18 protein-coding genes and 1 pseudogene are annotated in these 22,044 nt (G+C 61.0%); 14 read left to right on the top strand and 5 right to left on the bottom strand.

Annotation, left to right across the window (positions count from 1 at the left end; all coding sequences use genetic code 11):
* Positions 1-17: 17 nt before the first annotated feature.
* The 9 genes from N825_RS00800 (at position 18) to N825_RS00840 (ending at position 7,957) form a co-directional block, all read left to right on the top strand.
* On the top strand, positions 18-290 hold the full coding sequence (locus N825_RS00800; protein WP_051511345.1) for a DUF2933 domain-containing protein: 273 nt from the start codon (positions 18-20) through the stop codon (positions 288-290).
* Positions 287-964 (top strand): methyltransferase family protein, encoded by a 678-nt coding sequence (locus tag N825_RS00805; protein ID WP_037445938.1) that lies wholly within the window; start codon positions 287-289, stop codon positions 962-964. Before N825_RS00800 ends, N825_RS00805 begins: the two co-directional genes overlap by 4 nt.
* Positions 965-976: 12 nt before the next feature.
* Entirely contained in the window at positions 977-1,462 is a 486-nt protein-coding gene (locus N825_RS00810; protein ID WP_051511346.1) for a hypothetical protein, read from the top strand.
* Between the two features lie 80 nt (positions 1,463-1,542).
* The gene (locus N825_RS00815; RefSeq protein WP_037445939.1) at positions 1,543-2,427 is read left to right on the top strand and encodes a F510_1955 family glycosylhydrolase; all 885 of its coding nucleotides are present in this window, start codon (positions 1,543-1,545) and stop codon (positions 2,425-2,427) included.
* A gap of 209 nt (positions 2,428-2,636) precedes the next feature.
* Positions 2,637-4,961: a heavy metal translocating P-type ATPase gene (locus tag N825_RS00820; protein WP_425423700.1), complete on the top strand. Its 2,325-nt coding sequence runs from the start codon at positions 2,637-2,639 to the stop codon at positions 4,959-4,961.
* Positions 4,962-5,040: 79 nt separating this feature from the next.
* Entirely contained in the window at positions 5,041-6,786 is a 1,746-nt protein-coding gene (glgP, locus tag N825_RS00825; protein ID WP_037445942.1) for an alpha-glucan family phosphorylase, read from the top strand.
* A complete protein-coding gene (locus tag N825_RS00830; RefSeq protein ID WP_084164113.1) occupies positions 6,786-7,043 on the top strand; it encodes a DUF411 domain-containing protein in 258 nt (85 codons plus the stop codon). The genes glgP and N825_RS00830 overlap by 1 nt, the downstream gene beginning before the upstream one ends.
* 23 nt (positions 7,044-7,066) lie before the next feature.
* The gene (locus tag N825_RS00835) at positions 7,067-7,510 is read left to right on the top strand and encodes a c-type cytochrome (protein WP_037445943.1); all 444 of its coding nucleotides are present in this window, start codon (positions 7,067-7,069) and stop codon (positions 7,508-7,510) included.
* A 180-nt stretch (positions 7,511-7,690) separates the two neighbouring features.
* Entirely contained in the window at positions 7,691-7,957 is a 267-nt protein-coding gene (locus N825_RS00840) for a hypothetical protein (RefSeq protein ID WP_037445944.1), read from the top strand.
* Positions 7,958-9,309: 1,352 nt separating this feature from the next.
* Here the strand turns inward: N825_RS00840 and N825_RS37650 are convergent.
* The gene (locus N825_RS37650) at positions 9,310-9,708 is read right to left on the bottom strand and encodes a transposase (RefSeq protein ID WP_198038130.1); all 399 of its coding nucleotides are present in this window, start codon (positions 9,706-9,708) and stop codon (positions 9,310-9,312) included.
* Positions 9,709-9,751: 43 nt separating this feature from the next.
* Between N825_RS37650 and N825_RS39610 the strand changes: the two genes are divergently transcribed.
* A complete protein-coding gene (locus N825_RS39610; RefSeq protein WP_037445946.1) occupies positions 9,752-9,970 on the top strand; it encodes a hypothetical protein in 219 nt (72 codons plus the stop codon).
* 52 nt (positions 9,971-10,022) lie between these two features.
* On the opposite strand, the gene N825_RS40955 is transcribed toward N825_RS39610, so the two are convergent.
* On the bottom strand, positions 10,023-10,472 hold the full coding sequence (locus N825_RS40955; protein ID WP_157618920.1) for a helix-turn-helix domain-containing protein: 450 nt from the start codon (positions 10,470-10,472) through the stop codon (positions 10,023-10,025).
* A 379-nt stretch (positions 10,473-10,851) separates the two neighbouring features.
* The gene (locus N825_RS00855; protein ID WP_084164115.1) at positions 10,852-14,400 is read right to left on the bottom strand and encodes a DUF927 domain-containing protein; all 3,549 of its coding nucleotides are present in this window, start codon (positions 14,398-14,400) and stop codon (positions 10,852-10,854) included.
* Between the two features lie 761 nt (positions 14,401-15,161).
* Between N825_RS00855 and N825_RS00865 the strand changes: the two are divergent.
* Positions 15,162-16,283: pseudogene (locus tag N825_RS00865) on the top strand (ISAs1 family transposase).
* Here the strand turns inward: N825_RS00865 and N825_RS37655 are convergent.
* The gene (locus N825_RS37655; protein WP_198038132.1) at positions 16,269-16,487 is read right to left on the bottom strand and encodes a hypothetical protein; all 219 of its coding nucleotides are present in this window, start codon (positions 16,485-16,487) and stop codon (positions 16,269-16,271) included. The pseudogene N825_RS00865 and the gene N825_RS37655 sit on opposite strands and share 15 nt — an antisense overlap.
* 10 nt (positions 16,488-16,497) lie before the next feature.
* The gene (locus N825_RS00870; RefSeq protein WP_037445951.1) at positions 16,498-17,214 is read right to left on the bottom strand and encodes a pyridoxamine 5'-phosphate oxidase family protein; all 717 of its coding nucleotides are present in this window, start codon (positions 17,212-17,214) and stop codon (positions 16,498-16,500) included.
* A 101-nt stretch (positions 17,215-17,315) separates the two neighbouring features.
* On the opposite strand from N825_RS00870, the gene pdxR reads away from it, so the two are divergent.
* The 3 genes from pdxR (at position 17,316) to N825_RS00885 (ending at position 21,787) form a co-directional block, all read left to right on the top strand.
* Positions 17,316-18,800 (top strand): MocR-like pyridoxine biosynthesis transcription factor PdxR, encoded by a 1,485-nt coding sequence (gene pdxR, locus N825_RS00875; RefSeq protein WP_037445952.1) that lies wholly within the window; start codon positions 17,316-17,318, stop codon positions 18,798-18,800.
* A 240-nt stretch (positions 18,801-19,040) separates the two neighbouring features.
* On the top strand, positions 19,041-19,862 hold the full coding sequence (locus tag N825_RS00880) for an IS66 family transposase (protein WP_157618921.1): 822 nt from the start codon (positions 19,041-19,043) through the stop codon (positions 19,860-19,862).
* 755 nt (positions 19,863-20,617) lie between these two features.
* Positions 20,618-21,787 carry a tyrosine-type recombinase/integrase gene (locus tag N825_RS00885; RefSeq protein WP_051511351.1) on the top strand — a complete coding sequence of 390 codons (1,170 nt, stop codon included), beginning with the start codon at positions 20,618-20,620 and terminating at the stop codon, positions 21,785-21,787.
* The last annotated feature ends 257 nt before the right edge of the window (positions 21,788-22,044 follow it).

The following is a 22,044-nucleotide window of genomic DNA, read 5'->3' on the forward strand; positions in this document are numbered from 1 at the left end:
CGCCAAGGGAGGCAATCATGACGCACGATTATGCCAATCAGAATGCCAAGACGCACAGGCCGGAAAGCTCATGGTGGCGCTCGAGGAGCGGCTTCGTTCTGCTCGGCTTTCTGGCGGTGGCGGCTTTCTTCCTGCTGACCGAGCACACGGCGCACGTTTTTGGAGCGCTGCCGTGGCTGCTTCTGGCAGCCTGCCCGTTGATGCACCTGTTCATGCACGGTGGGCATGGACACAGCGGTCACAAGAGCCGGAGCGATAGCACCGACCTGGACCAAGGAGGCTCGCCATGACCCACGATGCCCCGGCCTACGGCCTGTGGATGCTGGTCATCCTAAACTCGGCCATTTTCATCATCTTCGCCTTTAGTTTCGGCAAGCCGCAATCGTCGCGGGACTGGCGCTCCTTCGGGGCCTTCAGTGCCTTCATCGTCGCCCTGTTCACCGAGATGTACGGCTTTCCGCTGACCGTCTACCTGCTCTCGGGCTGGCTCCAGACTCGCTATCCGGGTCTGGACCTGCTGTCGCACGATGCCGGTCACCTGTGGTCAACCATCTTCGGCCTGGAGGGCAATCCGCACTTCAACGCCCTCCACATCCTGAGCAACCTGGTGATCCTGGGCGGCTTCATCCTGCTCTCGGCCGCCTGGAAGGTTCTCCTCGAGGCCCAGCGGCACCATCGGCTTGCTGCAACGGGTCCCTATGCCTATGTTCGGCATCCCCAATACGTCGCGTTCATCGCCATTCTGTTCGGCTTCCTGCTCCAGTGGCCGACCATCCTGACGCTCGCGATGTTCCCGCTGCTCGTTCTCATGTACGTGCGTCTGGCCCGATCCGAGGAGCGCGAAGCCGCCCGGGCGTTCGGAGCCGAATACGAGCGCTACGCCGCCGTCACCCCCGCCTGGCTTCCACGTCTCGGTGGTCGGAATGCCGCTGGACCGAGACATGGCGGGGCTGCGGGTGCCTAGGGATTTCGGCAAATGAGCGGTGTGTGGATGCCTCCGGATGACTGGCTTTCGGCGATCCGCCGGTACCTGGTGGTGATTGCCTTGGGCAATCTCACTTGGGAATTCGCTCACATGCCGCTCTACACGCTCTGGCAGACCGGTACGGCGGCAGAAATCGTCTTCGCCGCCGTCCACTGCACGGGCGGGGACATACTGATCGCAACCATGTCGCTGATGCTGGCGCTCCTGGTCGGCGGACGACCAGCCTGGCCGCGCGAGGGTTTTCTGTCCGTCACGGCCATGACGGTCATCCTGGGCCTCGGCTACACCGTGTTCAGCGAGTGGCTCAACATCGAGATCCGCCGATCCTGGGCCTACTCGGAACAGATGCCGACACTGCCCTGGTTGGGAACCGGCCTGACGCCACTTGCCCAGTGGCTGGTCATTCCCGGACTCGGCTTCCGGCATATCCGACGGAGCGTCCTGAAGCCCGGTCATCCCGCAGGGATCCGGACATGACCCACTGTGACGGTACGAAGCTGTACCCAACGGAACCGCTGGGACGGTTCCGCGGCCCGAAACAAATAAGGAAATCGACCATGATCAATGTGCAGCGCAGGCTGTTTGTCAGGGCTTTGGCCGCGGCAACGGGGGCCCTGCTCCTCGGTGCCGCTCTCGCCGGGCCGGTGCGGGCCGCCGAAACGGTTAGGCTGTCGGAGGTTTCCCACCTGCATGGAATCGCCGTCGATGCGACGGATCCGTCACGACTGTATCTCGCCTCCCACCATGGCGTCTGGTTGACCAACCCGGATGGCACGGCGACCCGGGTATCCGACAATCGGAACGACTACATGGGCTTCACGCCCAACCCGGCCCGACCCGAATCGTTCTTCGCCAGCGGCCATCCCGAGCGGGGCGGCAACCTGGGCGTGCTGTCCTCAAGCGATGGCGCGAGGACCTGGAGCCAGGTTTCCGCAGGCGTTAACGGCCCTGTTGACTTCCATTCCATGGACGTCAGCGCCGCCGACCCGAACATCCTGTACGGCCACTATGGGAGCGTCCAGGTCAGTCATGACGGCGGAAAGACCTGGGAGATGGCGGGCAAGCCACCCGCTGACATATTCGACCTCGCTGCATCCGGGAAGGACCCGAACACAGTCTACGCTGCCACCCGCGGCGGCCTGATGATCAGCCGTGATGCGGGCAGGACCTGGCAAGCCGCCTCCCTGGTCCAGCGACCGGCGACCATGGTCGTGACGGCCGCGAATGGCACGGTCTACGCGTTCCAGGTCGGTGTCGGCCTGCTCAGGACCACCGAGCCGAGTTTGGCCTGGCAGACGGTCGGAAGCGGTTTCGGCGAATCCGTCCTGCTGCACTTCGCGTCCGATCCTACCGATCCCGAGAGGCTCTACGCGGTGACCGACAAGAACGTCATCCTGGCCAGTCGGGACGGCGGCAAAACATGGAAGCCGCTGCAGTCCTGACGTCGATCAGATCGTCCCCGCAAATCCTGTTGACCTACCAATCGTTGGAAGGTGGAGGCTAGAGCAAGCGTTCGACGGCCTGAGAGGACAGCATCCAGCCCAGGCCGCCAGCATCAAGCATCTGATAAGGAGCGGCAATGACCGACCTGCATCGAGGCCATGAACATCATGACCATACTCATCACCATACTGCGCACCAAGCCGGTCACGTGAACCAAGCGACGGTGAAGGACCCCGTCTGCGGCATGACGGTGGATCCCGAACAAACGGAGTACCAAGCACGGCATGGGAATGAAGCCTTCCACTTCTGCTCGGCACGATGCCGCGACAAGTTCGCCGCCGATCCGGAGCAGTACCTGAAGCCAGCGGCCAAACCGGCCGCTCCGGAGCAGGCGGGGCATCCCGCACCGAAGCCGGGGGTTATCTACACCTGCCCGATGCACCCGGAGATCCGCCAGGAGGGACCAGGCACCTGCCCAATCTGCGGCATGGCCCTGGAGCCTGTCACGGGCGGTGTCGAGGGCGAGCCTAATCCCGAACTCGTGGATATGACCCGGCGGTTCTGGATTGGAACCGCCCTCACGGTGCCGCTGGTTCTCCTAGAATTGGGCGCCCATCTGCCAGGCCTCGGGCTCCACACCCTGATCTCTCCTCAGACATCCCTGTGGCTCCAGTTCCTGCTGGCAACGCCGGTGGTCCTGTGGGCGGGCTGGCTGTTGCTGGAGCGCGGATGGCGGTCGTTCGTGAACCGCAGCCTGAACATGTTCAGCCTGATAGCACTCGGCGTGGGCGTGGCCTACCTGTTCAGCCTCGTCGCGACCTTCCTGCCAGGCATCTTCCCGGTAGGCTTCCGCAATGCCGAGGGGCTGGTCTCGGTCTACTACGAGGCAGCGGCCGTGATCACCGTGCTGGTGCTGCTCGGGCAGGTTCTGGAACTTCGGGCACGTGAGCAGACCGGGGGAGCCATCAAAGCCTTGCTGAACCTGGCGCCGAAGACGGCGCGCCGCATCCGAACCGGCGGCGAGGATGAGGAGGTGCCGCTCGAGGCCGTCCATGTCGGTGACCGGCTGAGGATCCGCCCCGGAGAAGGCGTGCCCGTCGATGGCGAGGTGCTGGAGGGGCGCAGCGCCGTGGACGAATCCATGGTGACCGGCGAGTCCATGGCGGTCGCGAAGGAACTTGGCTCCAAGGTGATCGGCGGCACAGTGAACCAGACAGGATCCCTGGTGATGCGCGCCGACAAGGTCGGTGCGGACACCATGCTGTCCCGGATCGTGACCATGGTCGCCGAAGCCCAGCGCAGCCGGGCGCCGATCCAGCGGCTCGCCGACGTGGTTGCCGGATGGTTCGTCCCCACCGTCATGGCCATCGCCATTCTGTCCTTTATCGCTTGGGCGATTTGGGGACCGAGCCCCGCCTTTGCCTACGGACTGATCGCGGCCGTGTCGGTTCTGATCATCGCCTGCCCCTGCGCACTGGGTCTCGCCACCCCCATGTCGATCATGGTTGGTGTCGGTAAGGGCGCCACTGCGGGCGTGCTGATCAAGAACGCCGAGGCGCTGGAGCGATTCGAGAAGGTGGACACGCTGGTCGTCGATAAGACCGGCACGCTGACCGAGGGCAAGCCCCAGGTGACGGCGGTGGTCGCCGCCTCGGGTATGGACGAGGCAACCGTCCTGTCGCTGGCGGCCAGCCTGGAACGGTCCAGCGAACACCCCCTGGCCGCGGCTATCGTCGCCTCCGCCAAGGAGCGGGGCGTGCCAGTGGAGGATGTCGTCGATTTCGACTCCGTCACCGGTAAGGGTGTGGTCGGCAAGGTTGGCGGGCGAACGGTGGCCCTCGGCAACGCGAGGATGATGCAGGACCAAGGCATCACCCTCGGCGATCTGGAGGCGCGCGCCAACGACCTCCGGCGCGAGGGCGCCACGGCCCTGTTCGCCGCGATCGACGGCAGGCCCGGCGGCGTGATCGCGGTCGCGGATCCGATCAAGGCGAGCACGCCGCACGCGCTGGAGACGCTGCGGGCCGACGGCGTCCGGATCGTGATGCTGACCGGCGACAACCGGACCACCGCCGAGGCGGTGGCCCGCAAGCTCGGCATCGATGACGTCGAGGCCGAAGTTCTGCCCGAGGACAAGAACCAGGTCGTCAAGCGCCTGAAGGCGCAGGGCCGCGTGGTGGCGATGGCTGGCGACGGCGTCAACGACGCCCCGGCGCTGGCGGAAGCGGACATCGGCGTCGCGATGGGCACCGGCACCGAGGTCGCGATCCAGAGTGCTGGCGTCACCCTGGTCAAGGGCGATCTCGCCGGCATCGCCCGCGCGCGGACCTTGAGCCGGGCGACGATGCGCAACATCCGCCAGAACCTGTTCCTGGCGTTCGTCTACAACGCGCTCGGCGTGCCGATCGCCGCGGGCGTCTTTTATCCGCTGTTCGGGTGGACGCTGTCGCCCATCATCGCGGCCGCGGCCATGGCCCTGAGTTCGGTATCCGTGGTGGGCAACGCTCTGCGCCTGCGAACGGTCAAGCTCTAGACCTGACCGGGCGATCGGTTCTCCGCCTGATCCGGCTGTGTATCGGTCGTCCGCGTCGCTTCTGTAAGAGAGAAAAGCAATGACTGGCCTGGATCCATTTATGGAACGTTCCCGGATTGCCTATATCTCCATGGAAATCGCGATCAAGCCTGAGATCCACACCTACAGCGGCGGCCTGGGCATCCTGGCTGGGGATGTGGCGCGTTCGTGCGCGGACCTCGAATTGCCCGTGGTTCTCGTTACCCTGGTGAGCAGAGAGGGCTATCTCCGGCAGGAGATCGCTCCGGACGGTCGGCAGGTCGATCATCCGGACCCATGGATTCCAGCGGACTGGGCGGTCCCGCTCGATGCGATGATCGCAGTCGAGATCGAGGGTCGGCTGGTGTGGACCCGCGCCTGGCTCCATGTCGTCGAAAGCCCCCTGGGGGGCGATATCCCGGTCATCCTGCTGGACACCGATGTCGATCAAAACAACGCCGATGACCGTCGGATCACCGACAGGCTGTACGGTGGCGATGCCGTGCACAGGCTGAAGCAGGAGGCTGTCCTGGGCATCGGCGCCTCTCGCATGCTGCGCGCTCTGGGCTTCGAGATCGAATTCTACCACCTCAATGAGGGCCATGCAGCGCTCCTAGCCGTGGAGCTTCTTCGAAAAATCCCCAATCCGGTCGCCAATGAAAACCCTGACGATTGCCCATCCGATACACCATCCGACCAGGACCTATGCGCGCAGTGCCTGTTCGATGTCGCTCATGTACGGGCACGATGCGCGTTCACTACTCACACACCCGTCGAGGCCGGACATGACCGTTTCGACTACGAGGACGTCAAACGCGTCCTTGGCGACTTCATTCACGTCGATCAGCTGCGGCTGCTGGGCGGTCCGGATCACCTGAACATGACCAGGCTGGCTCTGAACCTGAGCGGCTACGTCAACGGCGTCGCGCGACGACATGCGGAAACGACGAGACACCTGTTCCCAGGCTATCGGATCTCGGCCGTCACCAACGGAGTTCACCCCGCCACCTGGGTTCACCCTGGCCTCGCCCGCCTCCTCGATGGAGCCGTGCCGGGTTGGGGCCTCGAACCCGAGCTTCTTGTCCGGGCGGACCAGTTGCCAAATACCGAGGTCTGGGCCGCGCATCAGGAGGCCAAGCACGCCCTCCTTGACGAGATACAGCGCAGGACGGGAGTGGCGATGACGCCCGATCGGCCTTTGATCGGTTTCGCGAGGCGCATGACCGCTTATAAGCGTCCGGACCTTCTGTTCTCTGACCTTGAACGTCTGCGTTCGATCAGTCGTTTGTTCCCATTCGAGCTGGTTATGGCGGGCAAGGCGCATCCGCGGGATGAACCAGGCAAACAGCTGATCGAGGAGATGCACGGCCACATCCGCGACCTCGCAGGCGACATCCCGATAACGTTTGTTCCCGGCTACGACATGGAGTTCGCCCGCGCTCTGGTTTCCGGCTCGGACATCTGGCTGAACACCCCGCTGCCGCCCCTCGAAGCGTCCGGGACCAGCGGCATGAAAGCAGCGTTGAACGGTGTCCTGTGTCTCAGCACGCTTGACGGTTGGTGGCTGGAAGCGTGCATTGAGGGTGTGACCGGCTGGGCGATCGGCGACACTGCACTCGGCACGGCAGGTGACGACGCCGAGGAGCTTTACGTCAAGCTGGAGCGCACCGTGCTTCCCCTCTATTACGGCGACAGGGATCGGTGGATTTGGATGATGAAACAATCCCTGTCCAAGATCGGAAGCTACTTCAATAGCCACCGGATGATGAAGAGCTACGCCGTCCAGGCTTACTTCGGGAGGCCATAATGAGAGATACCCCGCGTGACGGTCAGGCCTTCCAGATGGAACTCGTCGGCTGCCGCATGATGCTGATCGACGGCCACGTGGTCGAGAGCCACGTCCCCGCCTCGGCGGTCAAGCGACTGCTGGCAGATTACTCTGCCATCTGGGGCAACTCGCTGCTCGGCATACCGGCCGGCTCACTGGGCATGGAAGGACCAAGGATAAGGCCACTCGTCACCTTCGGCGACAGCGACGAACCGCAGGTGTTCGTGATCGGATGAAGCGGCATCGATCTGTGATATGGATGTGGAGTGCCACACTGGCGCTCCTCGTCGCCGGAGGCGCAGTCGCCTGGATCCTGATACCGGGCGGCGACCGGGCCGATCCGACCAATGCCGCCCAGGTGGCGCTGGGCAAGGCCGTCTATACCCAGCACTGCGCGTCGTGCCACGGAACCAACCTGGAGGGTCAGCCGAACTGGCAGTCGAGGAAGCCCGACGGGAAGATGCCCGCGCCGCCGCACGACACTACGGGGCACACTTGGCATCATCCGGACGAGGTCCTGTTCGGCATCACCAAGCAGGGTATTGCTGCCTTCGCTCCAGCTGGGTACGAGAGCGATATGCCGTCGTTTGGCGGAGTACTGACCGATGAAGAGATTTGGGCCGTGCTGGCTTACATCAAGATGGTTTGGCCTGACGAGATCCGACGCAGACAGGCTGCCGTTGCCGAGGGAGTCAGAAGGTAAAGCTGACAGGCCTTCGGTCAGTTTGGCATAGGCCTGCTCCGACAGACAGCTCGAAAATTGATTTTTATAGAGTGATTCGAAGGTGGCTTCGATGATGCCATTATGGATTTGTTGGGAGGGAGGCATGACCCGCGATGAAAAACCACCTTCTACGATCGGCACGAGTGCAGGGCTTACGCCTTGACTGAGGAGATCTGCAGGCGAATCCTCCTGGATCCCAGCCTAATCGACGTCGCACGGGGGCACCTGGAACGCTTCATGGACCCGGACCCACACCAGGCTCCATACTATGCGATGTGGCGGGATCTCCTCGACCTGCCGCCGGCGGAGCTCGTCGAGCACCTGCTGGAAGACAGTCCACGTGGTGATCTCGTGCGCGAGACCATGCCGAGCTTCGGAGGAATCCAGGCCGGTGAGGCCATGGAGATAATCAGGAAAATCCTATAATTCCCCTGCTTCGGACATGCGTGTCCATGGTCGGCAGACGGGAGATGTTCAGACCGTGAGACCCCTATGGCGAGATGAAGATCGCTTCCGATCCAGGTCATTTCGATCCGTCACACCGAGTCTCCAATTAGGTCAACCACAGCCTCAACAAGGGCAGATCGTACGGCAGAGGGAGACAGCACTTCAGCAGGCTCGACCAAAGGGCATGCCAAGCGTCGGCGACATGAGGCAGTTGACCGCTCCCGATCAACGCCGGCCAAGCTCATAACCAACCTCATCTTGGAATTTATTCCGGCCTACGCTGGATCAACTTTAACTATCAAACCCTTGAGGTTGAGCTATTTCTGAATGCTGTGGCCGACAAGTACGGGATGCTGATTGACCCGGCCGACTTGGAGGATGGCTGCCGGAACCGGGGCAAGAACGCGAAGGAAGGTCAGGCGAAATCTCATTGAGCGGCGTCTCAGTAAGGATCCATCTCTCATGGCTTGAAAGATGAACTCTCAATGTCAGCCTGCGGATTGAGAGCTAAGCTCTCCAAGCGTGAGAGCTCGGGAACGACAGCAAGACAATAGGTCAGAAAATCATAATTTGGTGACCTGCTGTACTGGTTGTCGCAGCGAGTCCCGCTTAGCAGTGCGGAACATCCTCGGCAGCCAGCTCCATCCAGCCACTCCTATAGGCCTCGCGCCAGATATGGGCCATGCTGTCGGGAACTTCCGCCGGTGGTTGAAGGCGGGGCTCACGATCGCCCTGGTAATCCGCGTAACCAGCCTGGAATCCCGAAACCATAACGGAAAGCGCCGTCACTTCCTTGTTTGTTCTCCGTGTACCCGGTCCGCGCTTTTTCATCTCAACCCTCACTATTTCCAGAGAAATAACAGTTCAGTTGGCACGCCGATGTCAGCAGAACAACAAGCGTAGCTAACTCTAAGTTGCGCATTAAGGCATTTCCGGAGTTCTCTCCAGAGATTCCCCACGGGTTCCCCAAGCAGAATGACCTCATAACCCAATCCCTGGACGGGTTTCCCCACTCTCCCCAAATTACCTGCCTCGAAAAACAGGTTCCGGAAATCGATAGCAATGAAAATTTGAAAGGCAGGCGGAATGGCCGGAGGCAGGTCGGCTTAAAATGAGTAAGATCGCGCGAAGTTTATTTTTTGGAACGGGTAATTTGGGGAAAATGGGTAAATCAAACACAATCAGACACTTACAACGCCAGCTGCTGGGGAATGAATGGGAAATCGATGGGGAAAAGCAAGAGCGCATCACTTTACCTTCCCAGGGTTTTGAACCACCTTGCACCCTACCTAGTTCATCCCGATGAAAATCGATTATCCATCGGCCGAGGATCACATCGACAGAGGTTTTCCCCTCATGGTCCACTGGAATGGCTTTGCGAAGGTTTTATTGAAGAAGGCGGTGAAGCTGTTGATCTTGTCTTTGAGATCCTGGGCCGAGGTGAAGGATCCGCGGCGCAGAACCTTGCGGGCAAGGGTGGAGAACCAGAGTTCGATCTGGTTGAGCCAGGAGGCATGCTTGGGGTTAAATGGAAGCGAATGCGGTGATTGGCATCGCGTAGGAAGGCTTCCCGGCTGGCGCGCGACTTTAGAATGCCGCGCTTGTGTTTCTGCCCCAAGTCCTGGGTGACGCCGCAGCGGCGGGCGACAATCCGCACCACGCTCTCGGACAGGTGGATCTTCGGGTTGTCCGCCACGATCTATCATTGAACATATCGGGTGCGGCACCATCGAGCATGCTTTCCAGGAAGGCTGCAAAGTCGCTCTCGCACCGATGGTCGCCGATCTGACCGAACACCTGCCCGGTCGTCATGTCGAACCCGGCGATCAGGGTCTGGGTGCCATGACGGACATACTCGAACTCCCGCCGTTCAACGGCGCCCGAACGCAGGGGCAAGCCCGGCGCACTGCGTTCCAGAACCTGATGCTGGTCATCTCGTCGAGCGAGACGGTGCGCACCCCGGCCATCGCCGCTGTTTTGGCGGCGTGGTAGGTCGCGCAGATGTCGGCGCACTTGGTGTCGAAAGCCGGATTGGGTGCCGGCGTCAGCCAGGCGCGCACGCGATGAGGCTGGAGATCAGCCTCCCTTTAAAAAAACGCCCGACCGAGCCGTGGGAGATCGTCTCGACCAGGCCCCGCTTGATCGCTTCGCGGGCCAGTGCGCTCTGGCTCCAGTGTGTGATCAGCACCCCGCTGGCGTCCGGAGGCTCGCAGGCCAGGGCCACGATGGCGCAGATCTGTTCCGCAGTGAACGTTGGCGGCGTCCCCGAACGCGATGCATCGGCCAGCCGGTCAGCCAGCGCCGGATGAGGCTCGTCGTCCCAACGCCGTCGCCAGCACCGGACTGTCTGAACCGTAACACCCAGCCGGCGAGCAATCTCCTGATTGCCGATCCCCTTCGGCCGCCAACAGGATGATCTGCGCGCGTAGCGCCACCTGCTGCGGCGTCGAATGAGCCCGAACCAAACGGTCCAACCCCTCGCGTTCAACCGCACTCACCACGATGGGCTCAGCAGATCGCGCCATGGCTCCCTCCCCAGCATCGTCATCGATCATCATAGCTTCCCTGGAACCAAGCTTAACAAAACCCGCCGAAACCTCCAGAACGCTACCAAAAGCTGTGACAAGGTGGGTTGTTCATTTCAAACGGCCTGAACTAGGCTTGTTTATTTTTCATCTTCAGATTTCTCAGCCCCTTTCTGTGGATGGGAAATATGAGTAAAGTGAGGAAACGCTGTCGAATCGACATCTTACCGGCAGCCTTTCTGGAGAGCGCGTGGGGAAATCTGGGAAACGCTGTTCCTCCTAGCGCAGATAGGAGAACAGGCCGCGTGAGACGCGGCCTGTTCTCCCCCAATGGACGTTCTTCTGCGATCAAGGGAAGGGGATGGTGTCGTCCTCCTCCGGCTCCTCAGACCATCTCACGTGGCCCTCCAGGACCTTCGAAGGTGCCGTCACGCTGCAGGTCTTCGCTAAGCTCTCCAGGAAGCGCATTTCGGCACTGACATCGGCCTCCTCCAACATGCCCTTGATCAGGCTGTCCTTGACGCTCCAGTAGCCCCTCAACGTCACGCTGACGCGCCCATCCTTGATCCTCGACGGGAGTGCGGCGTCGAGCTGCTCCGTTGCGGTGGCGACCAGTTTGAACGCGCGCTGCGCGGGAGCCTCGTCCTCGCCGTCGTCAAGCAAGCCGAAGTTCATCATCTTATCCAGACCGAGAGCCTTACGGCTGATCGGATAATGGGGAGCCACCTTTCCCCGGCCCGCGATGTACCGGCACTGCTTGCGACCCTTCTCCACCTGGCTGGCGTCGATGATTTTGCGTTTGAGTAGTTCGGTACTGAGATCGTTCTCCGAACAACGGCCGCCGGACATTTCACGAAGGAACTGCTTAGGAATATAGACGGTCTCCCTGTTATAAAGCGCGTACCCCTCGCGGGTCTGTTTCGCTCCATTACCCACAGCGACGACGGCGCTGTTCCAATTTCCGGCCAACCATGTCTGAAGATTGTCGATTGCCTCAGAAGTCGGATTCATGCTCGACGACTTGCTGTGCTGGGACCATCCCCACAGGATCGCCTGCTTGATTTTATTGCGTATCACCTGGTCAATAATCCCGAACTTGAACATGAAATCGGCAGATACCGACAGCACTGCGAAAGGAATGGCGGAACGCGTCGCAATGCCGGAGGTGCCGCCACTCAACTCGCCAGCCGCAGTGGTGATCAGCCTCTTGACCTCGTCTGGATTCTTGTGCAGGCCGGCCTCTATCAGGCCCCGGACAAAAGCTGGGCCCGCATTGCCGCGGTTCCTCTCCAGGCCATCCTCGATCTCCTTTACGACTGCCGGATCGACCTTGCCGTTCGTGTCAGTAACACTGATATTTGCGAATCGGACCAGCATGCCGGGATGCAGAATCTCATCATCGTCGGCCATCTTTTCCGCGATCGACATCTCGCCAGTAAGGAAGCCGAAGCTCCGCCACTTGATGGGATCCGCCATGTTCAGGTTCGCGCGCATGCGAACCTTACCCTGGCCGCCGGCTAGCATATAGATCAGGCGACCGATCACATCGCCCTTTGCCAGGCCAAGCTCGTCGAACGTGATCACAGTGCCGTTGCCGCGGCTGGCCAGCAACTCCATTGAATTTTCAGTCCCCTTGAGCGTCTGGACCAAGCCCTCCCCAATCACGATGCTCGTGTGACCGCTGGCGCTGATCTGCATCAGGATTGTTTTACCGCGACTGCTTTCGCCACTCACTGCTAGCCCGCATGTTGCGATTGACGATCCGGTTGAGAGGCCAGTTAGATTGACTAGGCAGCCTGCGCCGACGCCGGCGATACCCAGCAGCCAATGAGGAACGCCCTCAAGAAGGGCGATCTTGTGGATCGCCTGCTTCCATCCCTCGAGCGTGCCGGCGGTGGTGTCGTGCATCAGCGCCCGAACGCTCAAATCATATGTTCTGCCGGCGTTCTCGGAGCCTGTGATGACCTCTCCCGAGGGGCAGATGAACAGAGGCTCGCCCGTGGCTATATCCATGTGCCATCCGGTCTTCGAATATGTCCTGATCACGTCTGCCGGCTGCGCCATGCTCAGCATGTTGATGAGGAAATCGGTGCCCATGTTCGATGAGCTGATGCCAATACCTCTGTCAAGTAATTCAGTTTTGACCTGCTTCGTATCGGCCAAGGTGGAGCGGTAAATATCGAAGAAGCGCCTAGGGGCGTCCTCATCCATGTCCTCATAGGCGATCCGCAGGCCGGTCCTGCCGTCATCATCGACAAACTTTAGCCGGTGTGTAACGGCAACTGGCGTGGTCAACGGCCGGTAAAAAGGGTCATGCTTCTCACCTTTGACTTCGTGCACCCAGATCCTGCCCCCGTCGCCGAGAGGCTTGAAGATCAACGGATAAAGGTTCACGTAGCTTGGAAGCGGATAGGTTTTGCCATAAATTTCGTTGATGATGGCGAGATCGCCGCTCGCCTTCTTCTCACTTTCACTGATGTTGCTCTTGCGCTCTTTGGTGCGCTTCTCAACGCGTTTATCCACCGCCTTGATTAGCTGGCGTTGGGATACGCCGATCCGTTTGATTCCGGTCATCAGCCGCTGAGCGTCGCCACCATTAGTCTCCTGTAGATCGATGATCCAGTCTAGGATGTCATCGCCATAGGGATAGCCGATATCCTCAGCTGTCCTCTCGAGCACGATCTGGACTGTCAGCACTTCGCGCTCCTGAGCCGGCGCCTCAACGACGAGCACCTCCTCTTTGACGGGCTCGATGGCTGGCTCCTGAATTACTGTCGATTCGCCGGCGTCATCCGTTGGAGCAAGTGATTTCTCGTAGATTTCGATGAATGCGCGCGCAGGTGTGGCCATGGACAGGAAGTCCGCGAACTGATCTAGGCTCCAAGCGTCTTCGACGCTTCCATCCGCATCGGGTTCCGGTTGTACGGCGTCGCCGGCGTCCCATCCCTTGCGTTTCCCTTTCGGAGGCTTCAGGATGTAAACGTCACAGCCGAGCTCCTGAAGCTTGAAAGCCAACTCGACCATGACGCCGAAGCCCGGACCATCGTTGTCTGGCCACAGGAAGACTGCGTATCCCTTAAGATGAGTCCAGTCCGTTTTGCCAACGGCATTGGCGCCGCCGCACCAGCCGACTGTAGCGTAGCCGAGGTCAGCCAAAATCTTACGGGACAGATCGACTTTCTTTTCTCCCTCCATCACAACAACACGTTTGGTGTCGTTGGCAGCTGCATGAGCGGCAAGTCCATCAAGGCCGTAGGGTGGCCTGGGGGAGGGGAAGCTGCTGTAAGTCCAGCCCTCGCGCACAGAACCATCCGGCATGGTGACGCCGGTCAACCACAAGACGGAAGGAGTAAGCTTCTTTCCATCTCTCTTGGGCGTCCGGATCACGTAGCCGTACAGACTGCCGTCCACGAGGCGATAGTCATGCAGGCTATCGATGGGAAGTTTGGAGAACGGTTTTTCCTTATTCAATGGATTGAGGATGACAGTGGTCCAGCCATCTTGGCCCTTCAGCGCGGCCTTGATGCCTTTGGGCGCAGGGATTACCGGCTTTCCGGGAAATACTCCTTTGTCTTTGGCCTTGGCATTTGCAGCGCGAATGGCGTTGAGCTTTCCACGGAATGCGGGGGTCTGGTTTCCAAGAGCTGCGCGTTCCCGCTTTATGACATCGCGAAGATCCATGTCCTCGCAACGAGCCATCAGGTCGAGCACATCACCGTTGGCTTTGCAGCCATAGCAGTAGAAGTGGTCGCTGTAGAACTTAAGGCTCGCGGTCCTGTCATCATGGAAAAGGCATTTGCATTCATGGACTCCGCCGCATCTTTTGAGAGGCAATCCGTAGCTCCGGGCGACATCGAGGATGTCGAATTGGGTCTTGATGGCTTGAATATCGCTCACGTCCGTACTCTCCCGCTCCTTACGGAGACGTCGAGCCTCACCTATGCCGACCGGCCGATTCCTAGCGATTTTGGGGAGAATCGCGCACCGTACTTGCCCGAAATTGGTGAAGACCCTATAACAGCTATCTGTAAGTGAGCTGTTTCGGTCGCTTCGGATAAGTAGTGGTCAGGAACTGGGTAAGGGGCTGTCGGTGGGGATCGACGGCCCCTTGTTCATTCTGCCGCGTTTGCTGGCACATCAGCCTTCAAGAACGGCGACAGCTTCGCACAGTCGATGCGCCAAGTGCCGGCGACTCGCTGGTCGATGCCGCAGCGGACGCGCGAGTTAAAGACAGTTTGGCGGGAGACACCTGCCAACGCGAACGCTTCAGTGGTGCCTATGTAACATTGGGCTTGAGCCCATGCAGGAGTTTTACGGCCACGCGTAGTAGTGTAGTGTGTCATAGCGTCCTCGTAGAAATACAAGTTTCGCTATTGACGATAAGTCCGGTGCATTGTGCCCTGATTACATCAATCACACGCGGTGGAGACTGCTCCAAACGTATACAAAATTTTAACGTGTCCTAAGGAATGTTGAACGCTTCAACTTCGGTGGTTTGTCCAGCCAGAAGGGCAATCGGCCCCGCGCCCAAAGAAGCTCCGGCGCAAGCGCGATGGTCTGGGAGTGACGCCAGGGGCGACGCATGAAATGGGCTGGTGAGATTTGACGGCGTAACGGGGCTTTACAGTTTTCCCTTCATCAACGAAGGGATAATGGCGATGTCGGTCGAGAAACTGGTCGAGCACTTTTCAGCGCTCGAGGATACTCGATGTGCCGGCAAGGTCGATCATCGGCTGATCGACATCCTCGTCATCGCGGTGTGTGCGGTGATCGCGTGCGCGAAGAGCTGGGACGATATCGCGCTTTACGGTCGCAACAAGGTGGGTTGGCTGCGATCCTTTCTGACCCTGGCCAACGGCATTCCTTCGCACGACACCTTCCGGCGCGTCTTCATGCTGATCGACCCGGATGCTTTCGAGGCCTGCTTCAGCGATTGGGCCCGAATGTTTGCCGGGGTCTTCGATCGGGAAGTCGTGGCCATTGATGGCAAGACCCTACGCCGATCCTTTGACCGTGGCCGGGCCCAGGGGCCACTGCACTTGGTCAGTGCCTGAGCCAGCGAGCAGGGGCTGGCACTCGGCCAGCGTGAGGTCGATGACAAGTCGAACGAGATCACCGCGATCCCATCGCTGCTCGAAACGCTGTCCTTGAAGAACTGCATCGTAACGTTGGATGCCATGGGCTACCAGAAGGCAATCGCCGACCGGATCCTGGAGCGGGGCGCCAATTACCTGCTGGTGCTCAAAGCCAATCACAGCAAAGCGTTCCGGGCGGTAAAGGAGTGTTGCGAGCAGCACTGTTTCGCCCGCGGTGCCACGACCAAGCCGGTGTTCGATGCCTTCGATGACAGTCATGGTCGTCTGGTCCGCCGGCACGTGTTCGTCTGCCCGGAGGCTGCCGACTTGAAGGCGCTGGACACTTGGTCCGGGCTGCGCACCGTGCTGGCGGTGGAAACCATCCGCGGGGTCAATGGCTCCGGCAAGGTCGAAGCCGAGATCCGCTACTTCCTGTCAAGCTGCCGCGATGATCCCACCGTGCTGGTTCAGGCGATCCGCCGGCATTGGACGATTGAAAATGGGCTCCATTGGATCCTGGATGTCACGTTCCGCGAGGACGACAGCCGTGTCCGGAATCGCACGGCAGCTCGCAATCTGGCCGTCCTGCGCAAGATCGCCATCAACCTCATTGGTCGCGACCGAACATCCCGGATCAGCATGCGGGCCCGTCGCAAGCAGGCTGCCTGGAATGACGAGTACATGCTTTCTCTACTGTCTGGGTGACTTCATGCGTCGCTCCTGGGGCGCCGCATCCAACAGATAGCGGTGTCGTTCCTCAACCCCTTCCTCCTGCGCGACGTGGAAGAGGTCGCGCGCATGTCGGGCCGGATCGAGTGGCTCCAGACGCGCATAGATTCCGTCGAGCACGATGCGCTGTGGTTTAGGAGCACCGCTCCAGCTCGAAAGATCCGCTTCGCCCTCGTCCATGCTCGTCCAGTTACCTGCTCTCTCTCGGGACGGTCGCCCGGTGGCTCTCCAATATGATGTCGTCCAGGCGGCGGCCAGGGGTGAAGCCGGCTAAGCCGAGCGGAACCGCGACACCAGCCGACAACCGCGGGCAGGGCTCGGCGGCGCCGATCACCTGCGTGACCGGGAAGCGGACAGCGTAGATCGGCAGCGTGTAGTCCGCCTCGTCGTCGCCGATGCCCTTGCTGCGGACCTTGGCGCTGGCCTCTTCGATCTCCATGCTGACGACCATCGTCGCCTTCAGTTCCTGCTCCGTGATCGGGCGCAGTTCGGCGGCCCGGCCGGGATAGAAGCGATCGATCATGGCGTCGAGCGCCTGGGCCTTCGCCGCAGGATCATCGACGACGTGCGCTGTTCCGAAGCACATCGCCGACCGGTAATCGACTGAGTGGTTGAACCCGCTGCGGGCGAGCACGAGGCTGTCCAGGTGCGTTACTGTCAGGCAGACCGCGAGCCCGTCCCTTTGGGTCCGTAACATGCGGCTGGCCGAGGAGCCGTGCCAGTAGAGATGTGCGCCCTCGCGCCAGAAGGCGGTCGGAGTGCAATAAGGCTGGCCGTCGATAACGTAGGCGATGTGGCAAAGCATCGCAGCGTCGAGGATGCCGTGCACGGATTCGTGGTCGTAGCGACCCCGTTCGTGTAGGCGCTTCACCCGATTGCGGACGGTAATGGGATAGGTATCGGGCACCGTTCTGACCTCCGAGTAGAAGTGGACAGCACAGCGATTTAACTCTATGCATTGGTCTGGTGCGAGGGCCAATTCTGCGCGTGATGACTGGACCAATCCTGATGGGTGCCGACCTTTCCGACCTGATGCTGGTACCGCTCAACCGCGACAGTCCGGTGCCCGTGCTGCGCCAGCTTTACCTGGAACTGCGCCGCAGCATTCTCGCCGGCGCCATCCCGCCGGGCGCCCGGCTACCGCCGACCCGGACGCTGGCCGACCGGCTCGGCGTTGCCCGCAACACGGTGGTCGTCGCCTACGAACAGTTGTTGGCCGAGGGCTTCATCGAGGGGCGGGTCGGCGCCGGCAGCTTCGTGTCGCGCGACCTGCCGGAGGTGCCGGCGTCGCCCCCAGCGGTGGCCAGCGCCCCGTCGCCGCCCGTCCCGCCGGCTAGCCACCGCTTCGCCGGCGCGCAGGCGCATACCGGACCGTTCGGGCCCGCCCCCTTCAATACCGGCCGCTGCACGTTGGACGAACGCACCCTGAAGGTCTGGCGCAGCCTGACGCTACGGCGTCTTCAACGGCCCGACCCGGCGTGGCTGGGCTATACGGATCCGGCAGGACCGTGGGCGCTGCGCCAGGCCATCGCCAGCTATCTGCGCACCAGCCGGGCGGTGCGCTGCGAACCCGAACAGGTGGTGGTAACTACCGGCGCCCAGCAGGCGATCGACCTGATGCTGCGCGTGCTGATCGAACCGGGCGATCGGGTCTGGCTGGAGGACCCTTGCTATCCGGCGGTGCGCGCGGCACTGGCCGCCGCCCATGCCCGCGTCGTGCCGATCCGTGTCGATGCGCAGGGGATGGACGTGGCGGCCGGCATCGCCGCGTCGCCGCAGGCCCGGCTGGCCTATGTCACGCCGTCGTCGCAGTATCCGCTGGGCGTGGTGCTATCCATGGCACGGCGCCTGGAGCTCCTGGCGTGGGCGCGGCGAAGCGGGGCGTGGGTGCTGGAGGATGACTACGACAGTGAATTCCGTTACGCCGGACGGCCGCTGGCGTCCTTGCAGGGCATCGACGAGGGCGGCCGGGTCATCTACATCGGCACCTTCAACAAAGCCCTGTTTCCTGGGCTGCGCCTCGGCTATGCCGTGGTGCCGCGGGAGTTGCTGGAGCCCGTGCTCGCCGCCCGGCTGCTATCCGACTGGCACCCCGCCGCCCTGCAGACTGAGGTGGTGGCGGATTTCCTGGAAGAAGGCCATTTCGCCCCGCACCTGCGCCGAATGCGGCAGCGGTACCTGACAGCGCGGAATGCGCTCGTGGAAGCCTTGCGTGACAACCTTTCCGATTGGATGGAGATCGAGGCCCCGGACCAAGGAATGAAGCTGCTGGCCCGACTGCGTCCGGGCCTATCGGACCTCGCCGTATCGACAGCCGCGGCGTGGCGTGGCCTCATCGTCCGGCCGGTCAGCCCGATGTTCATTGAGGCTCCGCCGTTCCACGGACTGATGCTCGGCTTCTCCGGCCACGAGCCAGGCGCCCTTCGCTGGGCCGCTAGGGAGCTGACGGCAGCCTTGGCGGAATACCATGAACGGCTCCTGTCCCGCCCGTAAGAAACTTCATGCGTCAGCCCTGGGAGTGAAGCGGGCTCTGGCGACCGACCCCGACCAGACTGCCATGCCCAAATCTGCGCGCACTGCGGGACGGCACTGAGCACCGAAGGCCAGCACTTTCACCACGCCTACGACCACATCGACCTGCTGCCGATCCGGTCGGTGGTCACGCGGGTGCGGATCTTCGGCCGGCGCTGCCCCGGCTGTCACCGGCGGGTTCGCGGCGAGGCGCCCACGACGATGCCGGCCGGCTCGCCTTTCGGCCCGTTGGTGGTGACGATGCTGGCCTACCTGCACCATCACCATGCGGTCGGCTACGACCGGCTATCCGGATTGATGGCGGACCTGTTCGGCCTGTTCATCAGCGAGGGGGCAATCGCTAATGCTCTGCGCCGCTCCAGCCGGGTCCTGAAACGCGCCGGAGCGGCAATCGTCGGGCGGCTACGCTCCGCCACGGTCATCGACTGCGATGAAACCGGCGCCCGGCTGACCACCGACACGCTCGGCACCCGGATGGGCTGGGAATGGGTCCTGGTCAGCGACACCGCTGTTCCGCACTGCATCCGCACCTCGCGCGGCCGCGACGTCGTCACCGACGTGCTGGAGGGGCACCGGCCGTGCTGCTGGATATCGGATTGCTGGGGTGATCAGCAGGAGCACGCCGAAACCCAGCAGGATTGCCTAGCCCATGTCCTGCGCGGCGTCCAGTGTGCGGTTGATGCCGGAGAGCCGTGCTTCGCGCCTTCCCTGCACTGCCTACTGTGCTGGGTGATCGCCGTCGGTCGGCGGCGGAAGACCTTGAAGGTCAGCACTCTGGCCCAGTACCGCGCCACGGCGGACCGCCGCCTCGACCGTCTGCTGGCGATGCCGGCGGTGACCGCGGCCGGGGTCGAACTGCAGCGGCAGACCAAACGCAGGCGCGTCCAATTCTTTACCTTCATGACCGACCGCGATGTACCGCCGACCAACAACGCGGCTGATTGGGCACTCTGCCCCAGCGTTATCTTTCGCAAAGTCACCAATGGCTTTTGCTCATTTGGGGCGCCGACATCCATGTCCTGATCCGATCGGTCATCGGCACAGGCCGCCTCAACGGCTTCTCCGCCCATCAGGCAATCGCTCGCCCCCTGAGAGGCCAGAATATCCTCGCTGTCTGACCAAGCCCGCGAGCAATTATAATCGGTCTATAAATTTCACCTAGCCAAATAATATAATAATCATTATTTCGAATATTTGATTTTTGGCAATTTTATATATTTAATTTCCAAAAGCAAAAATTGAAGTATTTTATTTCTGATTACAACTTTAATCATTACTGTCAAGTCTTTTTTCAGAAAGGATATATTAACATTTTTTTAACCAATTTTCAGTCACATTGCTTAAGACAGTTCCGCGAATTTTGAAGGAGTCTCCAGTGAGTGCAAAAAACTCTTGTCTTAATGACCTTTCGCATCGGCCTTGCTTGTTCACACGTGAGCAGCCGTTGGCCTATAGCGGCCTTTCACCCAAACCTGCTAATGATCGAGCGGAATGCGATTTACAAAGCCTCTCGCTGTATAAAGGCATCGAGATCAATCCAGTTCTTATGAGCAACCTCAAAGCACGTCTTATAGTGGTAGAGGAGATGTCCTGATGGCTACGCAGATTGATCCGGATCGGATCTACAGCCTAGCCGAAGCAGCGCCTTTGATTCACTCCAGCATCAAAACGCGCTCTTTGCGGCAGGCTATCGCCACAGGCAGACTCAGGGCATCCAAAATCGGTCGTACCGTGCTGGTAACTGGCGCTGATATCATTACTTATCTGGAGCGAGCAAAATGCCCCGCGCCTACAAGGGCCCACGTCTCGAACTTTACGGCCCAGACACCCGGTTCGGTGCCAAAGCCAAGCGTGGCTTCACCGAATACCGTTTCTACATCGTCTGGTCAGACGCCGGCAGAAAGTGCGAGCGCAGCACGGGTACGCCAGACATCGGCGTTGCTGAAGGGTGCTTCCGTGCCTTCCTCGAAGCACGCGCCGACGCTGCCAAAGCCGCCAACCAAGCCAATGGCCCCCGCCGTCCAGACCAAATGAGTGTTGCTGATGTGCTCGACATTTACGGCCGCGAGCATGCTCCGCAAACGGCGGCCCCGGCCCGCATCGGCTACGCAATCGACGCGCTGCTGCCATTCTGGGCCGAGCTAGCGGTCAGCGACATCAAAGGTGAGACGGTGCGCCAGTACATGCGATTCCGCCGCGACCGATTTGCGGCGCGTGAGGCCGAACGTGTCACCGAGCAAACCGCGCGCGGCAGGCTCCCACCACCTGCCCGCACCCTTTCGGATGCTACTGTGCGGCGCGAGTTGGTGATGCTTAGTGCCGCCTTGAAGTATTGCAATGAAGAAGGTCATCTGATCAACCCGCCGACGGTCTGGCTGCCGGAGAAGGGCGTGCCACGTGACAGACATCTATCCCGATCGGACATAGCTCGGCTTCTTTGGGCGGCTCGGAAATCCGCGCGCAGCCGCACGCATCTGACGCTCTATATCTTAATCGCTTTCTACACGGGTGCACGCCGGAATGCGATCTTGGAACTCCAGTGGCAGCCGAACTCCTTAGGCGGGTGGGTAGACTTGGAGCGAGGCATAATTGACTTCCAAGGGAGCGCGCGGCGCACCAATAAGCGCCGGAGTGCGATCCCAATTCCAGGTCGGCTGATGACTTTTCTGAAGCTGGCGCGGCGTAGGACCATGCGATACGTGATCGAGTTTGAAGGTCGTCCGGTGCGCGATCCGAAAAAGGCTTTGGCGACGGCCGGCCGTGTCGCCGGGCTTGGAAACGTTTTCAGCCACCTGCTGAAGCATTCGGCCATCACGTATCTGTTGGGCGCTGGAGTGCCGCTGTGGGAAGTCGCCGGCTGGACCGGGACCAGCGAGGAGACAATCAGGCGCGTCTACGGCCATCACTCGCCAGACTATCTGTCGAGTGCAGTGAAGGCGCTAAGATAGCACTCGTCAATCCCCGTAACATCCCGCAACGAACGCAATTTAACCATTCCGAACTTCATCTATCAACGAACAGAGAGTGAAAATTTAACGAATACCATGCGAACATCAACATGCATCCTGCCCTCCGAAGGCAGAGGTCGTACGTTCGAATCGTATCGGGTCCGCCACTTTCCTGACATTGCCGGGCTTAACATCCCACTGAAACCCACTCCGATGCGGCTTCCCTGTTTGGGATGCGCGAGTCGAAGCGATGAGCG

The organism is Skermanella stibiiresistens SB22 (assembly GCF_000576635.1).
GTDB lineage: Bacteria > Pseudomonadota > Alphaproteobacteria > Azospirillales > Azospirillaceae > Skermanella > Skermanella stibiiresistens.